Annotated in this window: 17 protein-coding genes; 2 read left to right on the plus strand and 15 right to left on the minus strand. The window is 59.2% G+C overall.

Annotated features, from left to right (window positions below; translation table 11 throughout):
* From U2949_RS08105 to tssJ, 6 genes are all read right to left on the minus strand, one after another.
* Positions 1-1,159 (minus strand): serine/threonine-protein kinase (locus U2949_RS08105; RefSeq protein ID WP_462675657.1); only part of this gene is annotated, 1,159 nt, incomplete at its 3' end.
* An 8-nt stretch (positions 1,160-1,167) separates the two neighbouring features.
* Complete coding sequence (tagF, locus tag U2949_RS08110; protein WP_257722948.1) at positions 1,168-1,911, minus strand: type VI secretion system-associated protein TagF; 744 nt, start codon at positions 1,909-1,911, stop codon at positions 1,168-1,170.
* Position 1,912: 1 nt separating this feature from the next.
* Positions 1,913-5,512 (minus strand): type VI secretion system membrane subunit TssM, encoded by a 3,600-nt coding sequence (gene tssM, locus U2949_RS08115; protein WP_321287095.1) that lies wholly within the window; start codon positions 5,510-5,512, stop codon positions 1,913-1,915.
* Complete coding sequence (locus U2949_RS08120) at positions 5,509-6,765, minus strand: DotU family type VI secretion system protein (protein WP_321287097.1); 1,257 nt, start codon at positions 6,763-6,765, stop codon at positions 5,509-5,511. Before U2949_RS08120 ends, tssM begins: the two co-directional genes overlap by 4 nt.
* 14 nt (positions 6,766-6,779) lie before the next feature.
* Positions 6,780-8,102, minus strand: a complete 1,323-nt coding sequence (tssK, locus tag U2949_RS08125) for a type VI secretion system baseplate subunit TssK (protein ID WP_321287099.1) — start codon at positions 8,100-8,102, stop codon at positions 6,780-6,782.
* Between the two features lie 23 nt (positions 8,103-8,125).
* Positions 8,126-8,629: a type VI secretion system lipoprotein TssJ gene (gene tssJ, locus U2949_RS08130; protein ID WP_266140678.1), complete on the minus strand. Its 504-nt coding sequence runs from the start codon at positions 8,627-8,629 to the stop codon at positions 8,126-8,128.
* A 186-nt stretch (positions 8,630-8,815) separates the two neighbouring features.
* On the opposite strand from tssJ, the gene U2949_RS08135 reads away from it, so the two are divergent.
* Positions 8,816-9,205: a TssQ family T6SS-associated lipoprotein gene (locus U2949_RS08135; protein ID WP_026483661.1), complete on the plus strand. Its 390-nt coding sequence runs from the start codon at positions 8,816-8,818 to the stop codon at positions 9,203-9,205.
* Positions 9,202-9,795 (plus strand): FHA domain-containing protein, encoded by a 594-nt coding sequence (locus U2949_RS08140; RefSeq protein ID WP_026483660.1) that lies wholly within the window; start codon positions 9,202-9,204, stop codon positions 9,793-9,795. Before U2949_RS08135 ends, U2949_RS08140 begins: the two co-directional genes overlap by 4 nt.
* A 3-nt stretch (positions 9,796-9,798) precedes the next feature.
* On the opposite strand, the gene tssG is transcribed toward U2949_RS08140, so the two are convergent.
* The 9 genes from tssG to U2949_RS08185 all read right to left on the minus strand — a co-directional run bounded on the left by tssG (position 9,799) and on the right by U2949_RS08185 (position 18,434).
* A complete protein-coding gene (gene tssG, locus U2949_RS08145; protein WP_321287103.1) occupies positions 9,799-10,842 on the minus strand; it encodes a type VI secretion system baseplate subunit TssG in 1,044 nt (347 codons plus the stop codon).
* On the minus strand, positions 10,839-12,725 hold the full coding sequence (gene tssF / locus U2949_RS08150; protein WP_321287105.1) for a type VI secretion system baseplate subunit TssF: 1,887 nt from the start codon (positions 12,723-12,725) through the stop codon (positions 10,839-10,841). Before tssF ends, tssG begins: the two co-directional genes overlap by 4 nt.
* A complete protein-coding gene (tssE, locus tag U2949_RS08155) occupies positions 12,722-13,264 on the minus strand; it encodes a type VI secretion system baseplate subunit TssE (protein WP_021447237.1) in 543 nt (180 codons plus the stop codon). The genes tssF and tssE overlap by 4 nt, the downstream gene beginning before the upstream one ends.
* Positions 13,265-13,293: 29 nt before the next feature.
* Positions 13,294-13,776, minus strand: a complete 483-nt coding sequence (locus tag U2949_RS08160; RefSeq protein WP_009455532.1) for an Hcp family type VI secretion system effector — start codon at positions 13,774-13,776, stop codon at positions 13,294-13,296.
* 50 nt (positions 13,777-13,826) lie between these two features.
* The gene (gene tssC / locus U2949_RS08165) at positions 13,827-15,320 is read right to left on the minus strand and encodes a type VI secretion system contractile sheath large subunit (protein ID WP_009455530.1); all 1,494 of its coding nucleotides are present in this window, start codon (positions 15,318-15,320) and stop codon (positions 13,827-13,829) included.
* 12 nt (positions 15,321-15,332) lie between these two features.
* Positions 15,333-15,890 (minus strand): type VI secretion system contractile sheath small subunit, encoded by a 558-nt coding sequence (tssB, locus tag U2949_RS08170; RefSeq protein WP_321287108.1) that lies wholly within the window; start codon positions 15,888-15,890, stop codon positions 15,333-15,335.
* Between the two features lie 27 nt (positions 15,891-15,917).
* A complete protein-coding gene (tssA, locus tag U2949_RS08175) occupies positions 15,918-16,988 on the minus strand; it encodes a type VI secretion system protein TssA (protein WP_321287110.1) in 1,071 nt (356 codons plus the stop codon).
* Between the two features lie 187 nt (positions 16,989-17,175).
* Entirely contained in the window at positions 17,176-17,628 is a 453-nt protein-coding gene (locus U2949_RS08180) for a DUF7832 domain-containing protein (RefSeq protein ID WP_009455524.1), read from the minus strand.
* On the minus strand, positions 17,625-18,434 hold the full coding sequence (locus U2949_RS08185; protein WP_321287113.1) for a DUF4150 domain-containing protein: 810 nt from the start codon (positions 18,432-18,434) through the stop codon (positions 17,625-17,627). Before U2949_RS08185 ends, U2949_RS08180 begins: the two co-directional genes overlap by 4 nt.
* Positions 18,435-18,443: the final 9 nt, after the last annotated feature.

The following is an 18,443-nucleotide window of genomic DNA, read 5'->3' on the forward strand; positions in this document are numbered from 1 at the left end:
CTGTTCCGGCTGTTCCGGCTGTTCCGGCTGTTCCGGCTGTTCCGGCTGTTCCGGCAGCATGATCAGCCAAAGCCAGACGAGCTGCATCATCCGATGTGTTTTGTATTTGAACTGGCAAAGCAGGCTGCAAAGCTCCCGACTCGGACAGCAGTTTCAACTCCGGTGTTGTCGCGGCTTGTGACCCCGAAGCCTGAGCTAATTGCTGCCCTGCCTCCGTGCCATTTTGTGTACCTGTCAGCTGCGACCCAAGCTGATCTGTTCCTTCCTCCAAAGGCTGCCCAGATTGAGATGCAGACACACCCCCTGCACCCAAAGCAGCCACATCATTCGGCTTGGACTCTCCACCCGCCACCAGCCCGCCCAGCGGCTCCGACGTAGTTGGTCCCGGCCTTGATATGGACTCTTCAGGCGTGGCGCCCGCCACCGCCGGACGATTGGCATCAGACGATGCAACAGCGGGCCCGGAAATATCGCCATCACCGCTCCAATACGCCGCCCCCAGCCCTGCCAGAACGATTACTGCCAAGCCTGCCACCCACAAGGGCAAGGAAGACCGGCGTTCAGGCGTAATCGGCAGCACAGTTTGCGCAGCGGGAGCATGTGCGGGTACAGGCTCTGGCACTTGCCCCAATCGTTCCAGCCTTCGGTAAGAAGCCATGGACTGAGGCCGCTGCACCCAGTCAAGGGCCAGACCCTGCAACATGGCCTGCGTCGGACCGTCCGCGTCCTCGTCCATCACCACAGGATCTTTCAATTGCCGCCAAGGGGCGGCCATCAGAGGAAAGCCCGTTGTCAGTTGCCAGCGCAAGGCCGCATAAGCGTATACATCCGTCCAGGGGCCGGCAGGCCGCACAGGATCATCCACATATTGCTCGGGGGCCGCACAAGATTCATCAAAAGCCATACCCTGAGCATGCGCCTGCGCCAGACTGCGCTTGTGCATGTTCTGCTCCAGCGGCAATAACTGAACCAGACCTTCATCACTCAAAACCACCGTATCCAGCCCCAGTGCGCCATACCATTCCTGGCTCTCATGCAGCTCGGCCAGTTGCAAGGCCAATTGATCCAGAATCACCAGCCGTTGGTCTAGCAGCAAGGAGTCCAGAATCTGCCCCAAAGGGCGACCCTGGACATCCTTGGCAGAGTTTGTACGTTTCATGAGGGATCTCACCATGGTTGATAAGCGCGGCTTGCTGCATCTGCCGCTGTTGCTGACACGAACAAGCGCCGAAACAGGGCCAGACTTAGCTCGCCGCTGTGCGTCACGCTGCGCCAGCCAGGATTGTTCATGCCCAGGCACCACCAGTAACTACGGTGGGAGCCGGGCTCCAGACAAGGCTGCAGGACAGCCCACGGGTCTTGTGGCACAGACGGCGCACGAGAGCCATACAAAACATCCAGAATGTCCTGCCCGGCATCACGCTGCTCGGACTGGGCGGCGACACTCTCCGCCAGCAAACCGGCGTAGGGCATGGCACTGCACAAAGTCTGATCCAGCTGCGTTACCGCCCAGCAAAACCTCACCCCTTGCTGCAAGGACAGGCCCAATTGCTCAACCATATTGGCCAGTACAGGCAGACGGACACGCTGACATTGCTCGACACTCAAAGGCACCAAAGCGCACACCATATACTCGCGCCCAACCCGGTCCTGACTGGGCATGACCGCCCCTGCTTGCACACCACCTTGCGGCAAGGACATCAGAAATCCCCAGGCATGGACGGGCGAGCTGGACATATTGGCTCCAGCCGTCTTGTTGGGCGAACGAATCTGGCTGACACCACTGCTGAACCAGCGTTCCCACGGCAGCAAAATCGGCTCGGGCATACGTCGACGTACAAAGTCCCCCATGGCCGGAATCTTGCCGTACCACATCACCACCGGATTGGAGTCGAAATCATCCTGGCGCATCTCAATGGCTCCCTGGGCAGCTAAACCCTCTCATCTCCGCCAAACGCCACGGATTCCTGGAGCTATTGGCCACCACATCCACCACAAACTGGCGGCTCCCCAAGGCAAAGGACAAGCGCTGGGCCCCAGCAGACGCGCCCGATACAGGCTGTGCCTTGTCCAGCAAGCGCAGCAGTGCCCAGGCACCGGTCGCCCTCATCCCCGAGCCTTCGGACTGTGGCTGTGCCTCCAGACTGACCTGACGGCCCCCGCGCGGCCCCGGCCACTGCACCCCCATGGCGACCTGCGGGCCATGGGCATAACGCAGCACCTGGCCATCCACATCCAGCAGCACTTGTGACAGCTCGGCATCCAGCTGAACCGGAGTGAACGCCATATCGATACGCGGTTGATTACTGCCTGCCGGGAAGAACACATCCCGAATCACAGCCGCACGCTGAAACGCATCCAGATAACGGAAGTTGGCCGCCGCCTGTCCATCTATGCCCGGCTTGAAGCGCCAGCGCCCACCTGACATATCCACCTGGTGCATCAGATGCTCTTGAAAAAAGGCATCCATCAAGCCACCCGGCGCAAACATGCGGGCAAAATCGTTAGGTGCGACATCCTGCCTGGATTGAGCGGCGAAGGGATAACGACCCGCAATCGCACTACGGCAAAACTGACCGATAGTGGCATTTACCAACTGCCCCAAACTGGCTTGAGTCCGCGACGCAATCTCGGCAGAAGCACCCACTGAAAACTGATCCAGCGCGTCCCGCAAAGGCCCTGGCAACCGACCTGCCTCTGCCTGCAGCTTGGTCAAGACATTGGACTGCGGCGGTGTCCCCGCGCTGCGCAAAGCAGCATCCGAGGAGGTCAAAAAAGCATAGAACTCATCCAGCAATTCCAGGGTGCCATCAATAGGCGCTGGTGCCCCGCCACTACTGGAGGCCAGGCGGTGATAAGGCTCGAAGTGCTGATCCACAATCGCCTCTACCTGCTTGGCCTGGGGCTCATTACGACGACTCCCCTCCAAGCCGACCGGGCCAAACATCTGCTCCAGCGCCTGCCGGGTATCGTCCAGCCGCACTTTGGCTTGTGCCCCCAAAGAGGCCCCCTGCTGCGCATCCTCTCGCAACAGGCGAGTTTGCAAAGCCACCTGCTGGACCAGCTGCTTCAAGGGAGAATCGGACATGGACAAGGTGCGGGCCAGCTGAATGTTTTCCAGCAAGCTGCCGCCTTGCAGCAGGCGCAAGTCAGCCAGATACTCATCCCACACACGCACATAATCCAGCAGATACAGACGACGCAGCTCCTGACTTGCCGCACGACGCGCCGCCTCGGACTGTCCGGCTCCCGTATCCAGCCCCAGAATCCAGCGGTCATCCTCGCGCATCTGCTGCAGTTCGCTGTCGATACGTGGTTCAACCACGGTCCAGTAACCCTCGTAGGTGTACAGACCGTCTATCCCTTCGGTTAACGGTTTGCCGCTTTCACGCTTGAATACAGAGGCAGCGTATGGCCCGGCCATGCCTGAGACAGACATGGGTAGCAAACCGGGTGTGGCCGCCAGAATACGGCGCATGCGGCTGTAAGTGCGCTGCTCAAGACTGATACGCGCCAGACGTTCCCGGCTTTGTTCAATCAAGGCTTCATTGCGCGGGAAGGGATTCAAGAGCAAGCCCGCCTGCGTCACTGCACGGACATGGCTCTCCAGCCTGTCGTATTGCGACTGGGTAAAGCCTGCCGGCAAGTCCTGTTTCAAACTACCCAGCAACCAGGTCTGTAAATGGGCCGCGTCATAACGTCGCGTGTCGTATAGCATCAAATAGGCGCGCAGGGCCTCGTAGCCGTACTCCAGGTCCTGCGCCTGCTCGCTGCGCAACACGGTTTCTATACGACGCGCCAGCAAGGGGGCCAGCAGTTTTTCCAAGGCGCGTTGATAGACGGTATCGGCGGCGGCCTTCATCTTGTCGCCCTGATACAGGCCCATGCGCCGCTCCAGACCGGGCGCATCCAAGCGAAACTGATCGCTTTGCGGCAATAGCGACAACATATCCAGCAAAGGCAGCAAGCCGACTGCCGGAGTGGTATCCAGCACCTGTGTCTGATCCGCCTGTTGCTGAGCCTGGGGGACACGTCCTTCAACCTGCTCCACATAGCTGCGGTTCAACAGGAAACTGCGACTCCAGGCCAGCCCGAGTAACAGCACGCCCACCGCCACCAGACCGTAGACCAGAAAATGGCGCAAGCGTACACGGCGCTCCCAGCGCTCGTCCCGGCCTGCCACACCGGCTTCCTGAAAAATCAGCTCTTTCAGCAACTGCGTCAGAAAATAGCTGCGACCCTGACCCGCCACCGGCTGCACTTGATCCGCCTGCACATCCACTTCCAGATACTCGCGCATGGAGTCCCGCACCTGATCCAGGCGCACACCTCCTTGCCGACCACTGGTGAAGTACACGCCACGCAGCAACAACGGTGCCTCGAAGCGGGACTGGCTAAACACCTGTTCCAGAAACTCCTCCAGCACAGGCCCCAGGCGAGCAAACTGTTGTGGCAGCAGATAGGCTTCGGCACGCACGCTTTCGTTGGGCTGCTCGGCCATCACGGCCGCCAGACCACGCTCCAGGCGTTGATGCAAGGCTTCGTACTCGCGCCCATAGGTGTGCGACAAGGAAAATCCCGCTTCGCGAGAGCTTTCATAAGGCAAGGTGAAGCCCCAGACCTGCTCCAGTTCCTGACGATCACAATGGTCGAAATACTCCTGAAAGCCCTGGAGCAAATCCATTTTGGTGACCAGCACATAGATAGGAAACTGAATCCCCAAACGCTCGCGCAATTCGGCCAGGCGCTGGCGCAAGACCTGCGCATGATCGTGACGTTGCGCGGCCGTGCTGGACAATAAATCCGGCACGCTGATGGTCAACAAGGTGCCATTAATAGGCTGCCTGCGGCGATAGCGTTTGAGCAAGCCCAGAAAACCACGCCATTCCTGTTCATCCCCTACCGGATCACTTTCATGCGTGGTGTAGCGTCCTGCCGTATCCAGCAGGACGGCTTCGTCGGTAAACCACCAGTCGCAATTGCGCGTGCCCCCTACACCTCGCAGAGACGTTTTTCCGTAGCGCTCCGACAAAGGGAACTGCAAGCCGGAATTGACCAGCGCCGTGGTTTTACCTGCTCCGGGTGCACCGATGAACACATACCAGGGCAGCTGATAAACGTACTGACGCGACAACAAGGAGCGCAAACGCCCGCCCATATGCGAACCGAAGCGAATCCGCTTGAGCAGTTCGATCGCCTCATCGAACTGGCTTTGCAAAGGATGCGGCGTAGCCGTATTGCTCGGTGCTGACACCTTCTGCGCCGGGCGGCTTAATTGGCCTAGCAACTGCGCGTTCAAGCGGCCTTCACGCCAACTGCGCCATAACAGGCGCAACAACCAGAACACCACCACAACCGCCATCGCAATCCAGCGCGACAGCTCGGTTTCCAGTGGCCGGGTTTGACCAATCGCCAACAAGGGCCCCAGCAACCAGATCAGCACCAGCAGGATCAGCACACCCACAAAGGTCCAGACGCTACGGCTGAAGACCAGACTCAAAAGACGTGTCATTGCCCGGCCTCCTTGCTCAAGGGCACGATCGTGATCTCCACCCGACGGTTCTGTGCCCGGCCTTGAACGGTGTCGTTATCAGCCACAGGTGCGGCATCGGCCCGACCTTGGGCACGGACACGTTCAGGCTGGCTCAAGCGCTCCTGCAAGACAGCCTTGACTGAATCGGCACGAGCCTGCGAGAGATGAAAATTGGAAGGAAAGCGCACGCTGCGTATGGGGACGTTATCGGTATAGCCATCTACCAGCACCAAACCCGGCGCGGCTTCCACCGCATCCGCAATACGGGCAATGACGGGGAGCAGCGGCGCACGGATCTGGTCGGCTCCTGAATCGAACAGGCCATCGCCCCGCAGGATAATGACGCTGCGATCGGCCTGATCGCGCACGGTCAGCAGACCCTCGGCCACCTCGGGGGCCAGCAGCTCTGCCAAGGCCAAGGGTGCAGGCGGTGCGACGCCACCAGACGGCGGCTGGCCCTGTGTCTGCAAGGCCGGCAGGCGCAAAGCCACGATGTCTTCGAAAGCTCGATCAGACTGCCGGTTCAGCAACAGACTGGCACCCAGATACATCAACAAGCACAGCAGCAAGGCCACGCAAACGGCCACCCAGATAGGCACAGGTAAAGGCTTGCCAACTTTCTGCGCCGGGTTGTCGCGCCAATGCGGGGACAGAGCGGCTGGCACCGTTTGCCCATACTGGCGCAAGCTCATGTACAGCCGTTGGCGCACGGTTTCCAGCTGGCTGGCGCCCTGCTCATGCACGCGATAGCGGCCTTGAAAACCCAAAGCCAGGCAGAAATACATCAGCTCCAACAACTGCAAATGCGCCGCCGGGCTTTGCATCAATTTATCCAGAAGCTGAAAGAACTTCTCCCCACCCCAGGTCTCGTTGTGAAAAGTGACCAGCAAGGTGTGCGAGGACCAGACTCCAGCCTGCCCCCAAGGGGTTAGCGCGGCCGCCTCATCCAAGGTCGTGCACAGGCAATAACGAGCCGCCAAAATGGTTTCATTGGCCACGGGCACGGCCTGGGCGCGCAATTCAAATTGACGGATTTCAGCGACCAGCTTGGCACGCAGACCCGCCGGGTCTGCATGTCGGGCACTGCGGCGTATATCGGACACCATCACCAGCAAAGGGTTGGCGGCCTCCAACAGGGGATTGGCCCCTTGCGCAACAAAACGCGGCGCATCTGCCCGCGATCGGCGCTCGTCCGGGACCGGGCCATTACTCCAGGAAACTGTCTCGTTCATAGCCATGCTCCGGGTCAGCGGCGTATTGCCCAAAACTCAAGTTGCAGGCCGGGAAAGTCTCCGGCCAAATGCAGGGCCAATGCACCGTTCTGCTCCAGCTGACGCCACAGCTCGCCGCCTTTTTCCAGCTCGAAGTAGGTGAAGCCGGCGTGATACGGCAAGGCACGTGGCGCGACAGACAAGGGCTGCAAACCGATACCCGGCAATTGCAGATGAACCAGATCGCGGATGCGCTCTACCGGCCCCAATTTCACCTGTGCCGCAAAATGCTGCCGCACGGTTTGGGCGGGCAAATCGGCCTGTACGGCCAGCACAAAACCCGCCTGACGCAAGAGTGCGCGGTCCGCAATCTGGGCCAGCCGTACACCCTGCCCCTTGTCCTCCAGAGCAATCGACACGGCCTGCTGTTCCAGGACCACAGACAAGGCGCGGCGCAACTTCAGCACCAGCGGCAAAAAGGACTGGGCCAGATCGTCATGCTGATAGGAGGGCCAGACCAGCGGCTGACGTCCGTCCTGGGTGTAGGTGGCCAAGGCGCCATGCAGCTCCATCCAGGTCTGATACAGCTCGCCAGGATGTACGTATACGCGCTGCTCCATGGCCCACAAGGCAGCCCGGTAGCGATTGACCAGCTCCAGCATCATGAAGTCGGCCACATCACCCTGCCCGCGCCCTCCCGGCCCCAGGCGTTCTGCCAAAGCTTGTGCACGGGCCTGCAATAGAGCCTGCACATCCGCGCTTAAAACACTGAGGCGTGCATGAGCCTGAATGGACAGGATGGGGGGAATGAAATCCGGGTCCAACACCAGCGAGCGGTCAGGCCTGCGCTCCAGAATGCGGGCCACGGGCATGGCAATGCTGTCTTCATACACCTCGGATTCGGGCAGCAAAACTGGCTGCAAACGCCCTAGTTGCGACAGGCAAGGTTCAGGCGACAAACCACTGCTGTCATACAAATCCTGTTCGCTGACCACATAACGCGAACGACGCGAACTGTGCCCATCAAACTGAATCTCTGCCCGCCCGGCCTGACGACGGGGCAGCACCAGCATCAGGCGCTCGGGACGCACCACTTCGGGGGCTGTCCAGGCCACAATCTGCATCGCACCCGGCCGACAATCAAAGGGCGTGCCATCCGGCAGCAGACCACACGCTTCGCGCAAGGCGACACTGCCCATACTCAGGGCCTGTTCGTCCAGACTCAAGGTTTCAAAGCCCCAGCAAAATGGCTGCGCAGCCCGCCTTCCGGCGTGGGCATAGTGCTCCAGATAGCGCTCCATCTGCTGAAAATGCTGAGGCCGTAAAAACAGCCCTTCGGTCCAAATGACTTTATCCATTGAAATAATCCGTTCTACGCCCATCAATCAACGACATGAATGGCGTTCTTGCGTAACTGCAGGCTGACCTGGACGGCGTCCGGGGCCGCCTGCCAGAACTTGTAGATATTGGTGGTGCGCGACTCGGGCAGCGGCAACAGGACACGCCACACACTGGCATCCAGCTCGCGATACCCTACGACCACGCCAACAGCGGTGGCCTGCAGATCGCCCGGCCGTTTGAAGGTATGAGTCTGGCCGGGGCGCAGCACGATCTGCTCCACATTGAGCAGATCCGCCTGCAAGGCTTGTTGCGGGTCAGACTGCAAGGCAAAGAAGTCCCTGGATTCAAAGGTGCTGCCCGAGCGCAGCTCGAACACAAACACCTGTACCGGGGAAGGCCGACCCGTGGCATCCGGGTTGAGCTGTTCATCAGCAGTCAGAACAATCTCGTAGGGCACGGCCATGCGACTGGAGGTGGACGCACACGAGGCCAGCAAACCCAGCATCAGCAGCGAACACAAACGAAGCAATCGGCGAACGGTCACGATGTCTCCTTGAATGGCAATGCGCCCCATCTAAAAGCATGAATGCGACAACTTTGTTAAGGACACGGGGTGTTTCGGTGCTTACCCTTGCGCAACAACTCTTACAAAACCGTCCGCGTCATGTCATGTGGCTGTCTTTTTCCTTTCCTAGTCTTGAGGGCAAGTACAACTTTTCTTTTTCCTGCCATGTATTTACCTGCCCGCCTGATCGTTCCGGCTCTGGCCCTTTTACTGACCGCCTGCGCCCAAACCCAGAACAAGCCAGTGGCTGTTTTCAGCCCGGCTGCCGAAGCTGAACTGGAGCAAATACGCTCTGCCTTTAATGAGGGCGACTACAGCACCGTGATCCGGCAAGTGGGCCGCTCCAGCACCCTGCCTGCTGCCGCGCCCAATCAATACAGTGAAGCCTTGAAACTGCAGGCCTTCAGCTTTTGCGTGCGCGACTACACTTTTTTATGTGAAGAGCGTTTCAAGCAGGCACGGGCTGTAGACCCTGGCTTTACCCTGGCCCAGGCCGAGCGCGGTCACCCCACCTGGGGGCCGGTTTATGAAAAAGTGGCAGGAGCACAGCCATGAACACAGCAGCTTTAGATTGGCGCTTGCAAGCAGAATCCGGCGGAGCCCCGCGCCCTGTTCCTGAACCCGGTCTGGTCTGCGGTTCCTGGACTCAGGCTGACCTGGTTTTGCCCGATAACAATCAGACGCCGCCCGTGCTGTCTTACCTGCGTCGTCAGCAAGATGTGCTGACAATTCAACGAGCTAGCGCAGACGGTCAAGTTGCCGTGAATGGCATCGAGTTGGCACTGGCACAGGTCAAGACTTTGCAGAACGGAGATCGCCTGACTTTGGGGGAAATGCACTACCGGGTGGAATCGGGAGTCAGCCCTGTCACACAGGATGAAACGCCTTTGGCAACTGCGCCGGCAGCCGATCCTTTTGCGGATCTGCATGTTCCCGGCATGGTCCCGGTGGGTGGTCCCATGCCTGATCCTTCGGACAAGCATCCCTTTGATACAACAGCTAAACCGGCCAGCTCGCCCAGCACCGACAGCACCATTCCGGCAGCCAGTTGGCAGCCCGAATTGGGGCGCGCACCGGAGTGGGTCAGCACCTTGTCCGACAAGGAAAACGAGTTCGATCTTTTGCAGGGAATGCGTCAGGCCTAGGCCTTAGCTGCGCGGATCTTGCCAATCTGGACGGCTGTCCAGAAACAGGCACAGATCCGCTCTGTCCTGCGTGCCGGGCGAGCCCAGCCAGGTTTCCTGGCCCAGGCCCAAGCCCGCCCCCAATCCCAGATCAGGCTGTTCGCTGGCTTGTAGCACCAGTTGCAACTGAACCGACCACTCCAAGCCCAGATACAAAGCCAGGCAATAGCGCAATTGCCGCCAGGCCGGACGACCCGGCAAGAAGCGGCCATAGTCCTGCCGACTCAAAGGGCCGATCCGTATTCGTATGGTTTGCTGCACATCCAGAATACGTGCGCCAAGAACGGTATTTTTCCCAAGCCCCGAACAACTGCGGCCCAGGCTGACCTGAGTTTGATCATCCAGCGGCACCCAAACCGGCACGTTCTGCTGAATGCTGACGGGCAATTGGAAATAGCTGGCCAGAAGCGACTGCAGAGCAGGCGCACTACGGGTTTGAGAAGCCAGCGCGGGTGCCTGAAAATGGACCGCATGGTCGCTCATGGGAGCCGATTCGCTCTGGCTCCCGACTCCTGCCAGGCTGGCCAGCCAGCGCGTAAAACCATCCTGATCATGTTCCAGGTCACAGACTGCCTGCGCTTGTGCCCAGGCTCTGAAAAACAGCAAAAACAGACGGTGATGGAACTGGTCCAGAAAGGCCACACCAGCGCGGTCACCAAAGTTGCGACTACGCTGAAAAAAGTACTCCGTCATGTGCAGCGGCAAAGGGCCATTGGGCCCCCACAAGCCAAAGCCCTGCACATCCAGATGCAGTTGTTCATCGTCCCAACGAGCGGTTTGCACACTGGAGGCCGCAAAAGCCAAACTAGGCGGCTGGCCTACCCGCACATCTTCTTGGCGAGGCGTAGGCGCGGTTCCCAAACGAGGCTGGCCTTGGGCGGCTTGCAAGGCATCAACAGCCCGCAAAACCCGAAACAGATCATGGCCATAAGGCCATTGCTGAATGATCCGGCCCAGCTCTTCCAAAGAAGCCTGGGGCTTTAGCTGTTCCTGCTCGGCCCGGTTCACAGCACCGCCCGCGTACCTGCTTGCGGTCCCCAGGCACCTAGCTCCACCCCTGTCTCGGAAAGAAACTGGGTAGAGACAAAACTGTTCAGGCTGACATGACGGGCCAGATAACGACTGAGCACGGCGGCCAGAACAAAAGGACGACCGCCGGGAAAACCACTTTGGTCCAGCATGACCTCAAAATGCACGCCACGCGCCATCACCAACGGTCCTGGAACCGGCATGGCCCTCTGCACAGGCCGCGCCTGCACCGCCACAATGGAGGCCAATTGACGCAAGGCACCGGCATCCGCGCTGTCCACATGCGGGGCCAGCAAGGCACGCCAGCGACCTGCTGCCTGCTTGGGGTCGGACTGGGCCACACCCAACTGGGCCAGACTCATCTGCGAAATCAAGTCCCAGGCCTGACGGCCGCCGGTTGATGCGGATCGCGGACGGGTCAACCCTCCCAATAAACTGACACCGGCCACGGGCGCCGAGACTTGCAGGCTGAAGTCAGACTCGGGCGAGCGCGGCAGCAACAAGGGCAAATCACGATTGCTGCACCAGGCCGTGACACTGATCTGATTCATGCCGAAAAACTCGGACTGCTCGTGCTGATTCACTAGCGATAAATACACTTCGCTACCGCCATAACTGCTGCGGCCACCCCAGCGTTTCTGGGTGTCAGACACCACGCGTGGTTCGCGACGCAAGGTGTAGTAACTGCCATAGCGTCCTGGGTCCTGCGCCGTGCTGGCATACAAGGGACGAAACAGCACATCGTCCGTACCCTGTCGGCCATGCCCTTGCACTTGCTCCATCAAGCAAACTTCAAAGTCCATGGGACGCGTTCTGTCCATGACCACATGATGATCTGTTGCCTGTGGGCGTAAGGCCATGCGTTCACTGCGTCGACGAAATAGATTCACGACCGGTGTGCAATACAAACGCACATGGCCAGGGCCAACGCGTGCCGCCAGATCGGGCCAAGCCTGCTTAAGGACAATATGCAGGCTCCAGCGGCGGCTTTTTCGCTCCTGCGCACGTCCTCTGGCGATAGCGGCTTGCAGACCACGCAGCCGTACAAAAGCAAAACGGCCCGGCAAGGCGAAATACTCCCGCAGCAAGCGATGGCCGGAGAACTCGTGGGACACCATGGGCAAGATGGTTTGATCATCTTCCAGGCCATCGTGTGTCAAACAATCAGACGTAGCCAGAAATTGTGGGGCCTCGTCCTCCATTTGGATGAACACCCCCAACGCCTGCCGCAGCAAGGCATCCAGCAGCAAGCTGCTGTCAGATTCCGGGCCGTCCAGATGCAGGCTAAGCTCATCCAGAGCCAGCTCTTCCAGTGTCAAACCGCCATGCACCGTGAAGTCCAATTTCAAAGCCGAACGAGCTTGCGCGGCCTGTCGGCTACCTAAAGCCGCCAGGGGCAGATCAGCCGCCACATCGCCTAAACGTACCTGCGACAAGCTCATGGGCCACAAGTCCACGGCATGGCAAGTAGAAAACTCGCAGGCGGTTTGTTCTCCGGCCGGAATACGAGAGCGCAAGGCGGTGTGGCGCGGCATGGTAAAGCCTTTGGCCAGAGCACCTTCGCTCATGCTGGGGCGAAACTGCACCAGTCCCATACTGGGGGTGGGCATCAACCAGGAAGGTTGAATCACATCCAGCAATTGCTGGCTTAGACGGGGAAATTCCGCGTCCATCTTCATCTGAATGCGAGCCGTCAGAAAGCTGAATCCTTCCAGCAGACGCTCGACATACGGGTCAGCCACCGCCGTATCGTGCACACCCAGACGGGCCGCCACTTTGGGGTAGGCTTGCGCAAATTCGGCTCCCAGCTCGCGCAGGTAAGCCAATTCACGGTTGTAGTAATGCAGCAGCTCCGGATTCATCCCGACGCGTAACTCTCTTCAAGGTCCAACTGCCCGCTTTCCAGATCAATACTGGTGCGCAGCAAGAATTCCTGCGGATACGGCTCGCACCAGACATGGCCCTGAATACGCAGGCTCAAAACGTTATGCAAATCGCGCTGAGCCCTGTGATCCAGACAATGCACCTGCAAGGTATCGGGCAAAATGCGCGGCTCGAAATGCAGGATGGCGGTACGCAGCGCTTCTTCCACATCCAGCCATTCCACTTCGCTCATGGTCTTGCCCGCCAGCGGGCTCATGCCATAGTTCAGGCAGGAGCGTCGTACATGGGCCAAGGCCTGCATCAAGGGGGTAGCGCCCTGATTGGGTGTATTGAGCAAATGACCCAGATCGCGCAATACCGCCTGACGCATCTGGTACTGGCTCATAGGCTGGGGAGGTTCCCAGGTTTGATCGGGCCGCTCGTCGGTCAGCCTGTCCAGCAGACAAGGTTGCAAGCGATCCGCCTGACCGCGCATCAGCGCGGCCCCGCGGCGTCCCGGTAAGCGAAAGCGGTCCATAGCGGCCCTGCCTGAAAACCCAAGCCCGATCAGGCTTCTTTGTTCTGCTTGATGTCCCAGGCCACCAGCGTTTCAGCACCTTTGCTGCCACGATCGGACTGTTCCCAGTACTGCTGTTTGACGCGTGCGGCCTGGAAGGAGTAATTGACCATTACGCTTTCCACATCGCGCTCGGCATTGAGCTGAACCGAAGTCACCAGCACTTCTTCCAGGGTGATTTTGGTGTATTCCACCTGCTCGCCACCGGCCTTGCACACCGACAGCTCCACCTTGCCCAGGTGCTTGCCGCTGGCGCAGTGCTTCATCACGGCAGGCGCGGCCTTGTCGATGCGGGCGACCACATGCAGATCGTTGAAATTGGCCTTGCCCTGGCCGCCACCGCCGCCCGAACTCATGCTGCCGGGTTGCGAAGCGCCCCACGAAAAGGACTGGATATCGGTCCAATCCTTGTGGTTGGAATCCTTGGATTCGCCATTGGCGCCTTCAATTTTCATGAACATATCAACAGACACGCTTTTCTCCTTGGAGGTCGAATAAGGCCATCAAAAGGCCAGGGTGGGAATCAGTTCTGCTCGCCTTTGAGCGACGGCAAACGGGACACCAGGCGCAGGGAAACCGTCAGGCCTTCCAGCTGGTAGTGCGGGCGCAAGAAGAACTTGGCAGCGTAATAACCGGGGTTGTCCGGTACTTCCTGCACCGAGACTTCGGCGGCGGCCAGCGGCTTGCGTGCCTTGGTTTCCTGCGAAGAGTTGGTCGGGTCGCCGTCCACGTAATTCATGATCCAGCTGTTTAGCCAACGCTCCATATCGTCGCGCTCGCGAAAGGAACCGATCTTGTCGCGCACAATGCACTTCAGGTAATGCGCGAAACGGCAGCAGGCAAACAGATACGGCAAGCGCGCAGCCAGACGGGCATTGGCGGTAGCGTCTGCGTCGTAATATTCCTGGGGCTTCTGCAAGGACTGGGCGCCGATAAAGGCCGCAAAATCGGAGTTTTTGCGGTGTACCAAGGGCATGAATCCGTTCTTGGCCAGCTCGGCCTCGCGGCGGTCGCTGATGGCAATTTCCGTGGGACATTTAATGTCCACACCGCCATCGTCCGTGGGGAAGGTATGGCAAGGCAGGTTCTCGACCGCACCGCCCGACTCCACACCGCGAATTGCCGTGCACCAGCCAAAATGCTTGAAGGATCGGTTGATATTGACCGCCATGGCGTAGGCCGAGTTGGCCCAGGTGTAGCGGTCATGGCTGGCTCCGTCGGTGTCTTCCTCGAAGTCGAACTCATCAACCGGGTTGGTACGTGCGCCATAGGGCAAGCGCGCCAGAAAACGCGGCATGGCCAGGCCCAGATAACGGGCATCATCAGATTCGCGCAGGCTTTGCCAGGCGGCGTACTCGGTATTGGAAAAAATCTTGGTCAGATCACGCGGATTGGCCAACTCCTGCCAGGATTCCATCTGCATCACGGACGGCGCAGCACCGGCGATAAAGGGGCTATGCGCGGCAGCGCCGATACGAGCCAGCTCACCCAGCATTTCCACATCAGGCGGGCTGTGGTCGAAGTGATAATCCCCCACCAGGCAACCAAAGGGTTCACCACCAAACTGGCCGTATTCCTGTTCGTACACTTTCTTGAACAAGGGGCTTTGATCCCAGGCCACGCCTTTGTAGCGCTTCAGGTTACGTGCCAGCTCTTTCTTGGTGGCAGGCATCACACGAATACGCAGCAGCTCATCGGTTTCAGTATTGCTGACCAGATGATGCAGGCCACGCCAGGCCCCTTCCAGGCGCTGAAACTCCGGGTGGTGCAGGATGTGGTTGATCTGCTCGGTCATCTTCTGATCGATCTGGGCAATCACCGCCTGAATGGTTTGATAGGCGTCGTCGCTCAAGGTCACGGACTGGTCCAACGCCTGCTCGGCCAGAGTGGTGACGGCAAATTCAACCGCCTGCTGGGCCTGCTCGGTTTTGGGACGAAACTCCTGCTGCAACAGGCTGGACAGTTCATCCAGCTGGGCCGTATCGCGGGTGGCGGTCAATGTCTGTGTGGAGGTCATGGGGTAGGCTCCTTATGCTTTGGGCTCGCTGTCCTGATCGGGCTGGGACTCGTCCATCGTCAGGGCCTGGGGTGGGCGGCCAGCCAGGGCACGCAAGAGTTCGGGCTGTTGAAGCAGCCGGGACAGCAATTCCTCTGCCCCGCTTTTGCCATCCATATAGGTCAGCAAATTCGCCAGTTGGGTACGGGCTTCCAGCAGGCGGGCCAAAGGTTCGATCTGGCGGGCTAGTTCAGCCGGGGAGAAGCTCTCCATGGAGTCAAAAGACACTTCTACACCCAGCACGCCATCGCCCTTCAGGCTGTTGGGAACCTGCATGTTCAGCTTGGGTGCGATGGACTTCATGCGGTCATCGAAGTTGTCCACGTCGATTTCCATAAACTTGCGCTCGCCCAGATCCGGTTGGCTCTCCGTGTTGTGTCCGGCCAGATCCGCCAGCACACCCATCACGAAAGGCAGTTGCACACGATGCTCGGCGCCGTACAGTTCAACGTCGTACTCAATTTGCACACGCGGAGCCCGATTGCGCCCAAGGAATTTCTGGCCACTGCCAGAATTGGATTTCACAGACATCAGGTCTTCTCCAGTTGATTTATGGAATTAAGAAGCGGCTGTCGCCACTTCGGATCGAGGCATGAAAACCTGGATCTGATCCCAGGCACCGGGAGCCAGGTCACGAATCAGCTCGTGAAAACCCATGGGCACCAGTTGCTGGGCGCGACGCAGCAGCAAAGGGGCAGGATGGCTGGGTTCGTGCTGTTCGAAATACGCCACCAGCTTGTCCAGCAACAACACCACCTCTTCGCGGGATGAAACATGCAGGTTTTGCCAGCCCGCCAAGCCCATCACCGGCGGTACCTGATTGGCAGGCTGCGGCGACACGGAAATGGTGGAGTGACTTTCCTGCACAGGCTCGGGAGCAGAAGGGGTAGACAGTGAAGTCGCCGCATCCAGCACCGCGCAGGCGGCTTCCACGGTGTCCCAGGCTCCGTCCAGACGCACAGACCACTCGGCATCCAGATGGCGATGCACCAAGGCCTCCAGCTCCTGGCGGAACTGACGCAAACGGCTCAAGGCCACGGTCTGACTTTGGCCGGCGGCAAAGGCACGGCGCAACTCATCGACCAGACGGTCACGCCCCGGCAGGCCGCTATCTTTCTGGCTGCCATCCAGCACATAGCCGACTTCACGTAAATTCAGTTGACGATGCCCCAGGCTGACCACGGGAGCCTCACGCATCAGGCGACCCAGACCATCAATAGCCGACAGCCCGGCCAGCGCATTGACGCGCGGCAAGGGGTCCAACTCACCATCGTCGTGCAGACGCGGATGAACGTGCTCCCAGCCTTGTTGCAGGGCGCTCAACAGCCAGTCGCACACTTCCACCAAGGCGGGCAATCCACCTGTCTGCAATCGCGCCTGAGCCAGCACCACCAGCAAGCGAATATCCGCCGAGCGATCCAGCAAGTCCTGCACCAGGCGCACGATGCGCGTCCAGTCCGGCACCTGCGCCGGAATGATGGTTTGGCCAAACTGCTGCTCGCCCTGTACTTGCAAAGCCTGCATCAAGGCCAGAAAGTCGGCTTCGTATTCCAGGTTGTCGCCGTAATGGGCTTTGCCGGTAGCCAAAATCCAGGCTGGCTGCCACTGCTCCTGTATTCCTTCGACCATAGCTGTCGTCTCGGATAACTGATCACGGAGCCAGTCTAGGAACTGAAGGTGACACCTTTTTGACGAAAATTTTTCCTTACTTATTTTGCAAAATGGATGTATTTACGCTCTTTTTGAAGCAAATAAAGAAAAAGCGCCACCCCCAGGCAGCGCTTTTCAAAGGAAGCAAATAGAGATCAGCTAGGTGCTAGTCGTCCAGCCCCTGCTCCTGTCGCCAGTGCTGGTAGCGTTGCTCCAGAACCGGCCGCAAGGTTTCGTAGCTGTCCCAATCGTCAGGCACGTGATAGATGGATGGCAGAACCTCGTCGTCCAGCGTATCCACGTAATCATCCAGATACAGCTCGTCGTAATAAAAGTCGCTAAAGGCTTTGCCCTGCTCGGACATGTCTTCGCTGACCAGCACATCGTCGCAACACTCTTGCAGCAGTTGCGAGCCTTTTATCATGTGATCACGGCACTGGCGCACCTCGTTGGGGTAACGGTCCATAAAAGCATTGGCCAGCAGGCCTTTTTCTACCAGCCAGGCCAGATACATGCCGATGTGCGTGCGACCACCTTGCGGGCCCAGATCAGAGGGGTAGTCCCCGCCCACATGCCAGTCCACAGCGTCATATTTAACGGGATCAGTGTGCGTTTTCAATGTCGTACCTCCGTAGGTATGCGTATGTTCTTGGGAAGTGGCTGCTTGGGTGCATTCTTGCCAATCAACTCTGCGCCCTTGCTCTCCATTGCCTTGTCCTTGGCCTTCTGGGTTGCGGAGCGGCGCGCTCCCCCGCTCTTGACTTCGACCGCCCGGATTTTGCCCGTGTTCTTGTCCTTGATCAGTATATCGATCACACGGCGGGTCAATGGTGTTTTTGCAGAAACCTGCGTGCCCATGACCTCGTGGCCTTCCTGCTTCAGCTCGGCCTCGACCTCGCGCTCTCGCTGCGCACCCCGACGCCGGTTGCGTTTAAGCTGTGCCCGCTTGGCTTCACGTGCTGCCGCTTTACGCGCCGCCTTCGGCCCGCTGCCCGACACGCCCTTGCCGCCTTTACCGGCGCCGCCCCCAGCGCCACCGCCGCCTAGCAACAGCACTTTGAACTGGCTGGGCACTACCCGCATCCCTACCGTATTGACGGTATTTTGCATGCTCAGACTGGTCAGGCGAGTCGCCGGAATTCCCTTCCACAGCACATTAGGTACGCAGGTAATGGAGCGCGAGCGCGACATCACGGTTTGCGAGATCAAGCCCAAAGCCACACCCGGATTGTCACCATTACTCAAGGGTATCGTTGTGAGCAGATTATGGGCAGGCCCTCCCTGCAACAGGATGTTCCAGGCATTGGGAATACCCATCAGACCCGTTGCGAAATTGGGGTAAGGAATCGGCAACAGAGCCGGTGGCGTCTTGCAGATGTCGGGAAAGGCAATATCCATGCCGCCCCGTTGGCAATTGGCAAACATCAGGGCTCC

This window comes from Alcaligenes phenolicus (assembly GCF_032063905.1).
In the GTDB taxonomy this organism is placed as follows: domain Bacteria; phylum Pseudomonadota; class Gammaproteobacteria; order Burkholderiales; family Burkholderiaceae_B; genus Alcaligenes; species Alcaligenes phenolicus.